This is a genomic window from Oleiphilus sp. HI0125 (genome assembly GCF_001635355.1).
In genome coordinates this window covers 1-1,362 of the sequence record NZ_LWGF01000925.1, presented here as the reverse complement: position 1 = coordinate 1,362, position 1,362 = coordinate 1, and the positions used below count along the sequence as shown (strand labels likewise).

Annotated in this window: 1 protein-coding gene; it reads right to left on the bottom strand. The window is 46.3% G+C overall.

Annotation, left to right across the window (positions count from 1 at the left end; all coding sequences use genetic code 11):
- On the bottom strand, window positions 1–1,362 hold a 1,362-nt coding region (locus A3762_RS16045; protein WP_156493510.1), incomplete at both ends, for a ribonuclease R family protein.

Genomic DNA, 1,362 nt, shown 5'->3' with positions numbered 1-1,362 from the left:
AAATCTGGGTAACGCCGGATAGGAGAAGTAAAATGCGCGTAGTGTTCGTATGCTAGGCCAAAATGCCCTTTCTCTTCTGGGCTGTATACCGCTTGGCTCATCGAACGCAGCATCATTGTTTGAATCACGCTAAAGTCAGGACGATTAGCGATCTGCTCAAACAAGACTTGATAATCAGCAGGCTTGGGGGTTTCTCCTCCACCCAAAAATAAGCCCTGCTCGTTTAGGAAGGCGCGTAAGTTTTCGAGCTTCTGTTCACCCGGCCCCTCGTGAACACGGTATAAGGCAGGCAATTTCTCAGCGATTAGAAATTCCGCTGTCGCCACATTCGCACATAGCATGCATTCTTCAATGATCTTATGTGCATCATTTCGTTCACGAGGAACGATCGCATCGATTTTGCGCTCTTCACCAAAGATAATTTGCGTTTCAACTGTTTCAAAATCGATCGCGCCACGTTCTGTTCGGCGTTTTCTTAAAGCTTGGTACAACTCGAAAAGGTCATAAATCTGCGGTAAACGCTCGGCAAAGTCTTCGCATAATTGGATTCCTTCAACACTATCAGGCTCATCCAAAATCGTGCCGACTTGGTTATAGGTCATGCGAGCATGACTATGCATAACAGCCTCGTAGAAATAACTCTTTTCTACTTTACCCTCTGGGCTCAACTCCATTTCGCAGACCATACATAGACGATCAACTTTAGGATTCAAAGAGCATAGGCCGTTAGATAGCAACTCCGGTAGCATCGGTACGACATGATCTGGAAAATATACCGATGTCGCGCGCTTGTTCGCTTCATGATCTAAGGGGCTATCAACATTAACGTAATGACTAACGTCTGCAATCGCGACATATAGACGCCAACCACCTTCGTCGCGGCGCTCGCAATACACAGCGTCGTCAAAGTCTCGTGCGTCTTCACCGTCGATAGTAACTAAAGGAAGATCCCTTAAATCAATGCGTCCAGATTTATCGGCCTCGCTAACCTCTGGTGTAAACGATTCAATCTGAGCGATTAAATCTTCCGGCCATTCATGAGGAATATTATAAGAACGAATCGCTACCTCGATCTCCATACCCGGTGCTAAGTGATCCCCGAGCACTTCGGTAACTTCACCCGTCGCGTGTTCTCGTTTAGATGGCTGATGCAAGATTTTAGCAACAACATATTGCCCATGCTTCGCACCTAAGGTGTCTTCTTGAGCAACCACAACCTGTTGAGTCTCTCGAACACTTTCGACTTCAACAAAACACAAACCACTTTCAAAGAAAATGCGCCCAACAACATCTTTTGTATTGCGTTCAATGACCTCCATGATCACAGCATGACCGCGACCTTTCGCATCAACGTGATCAACC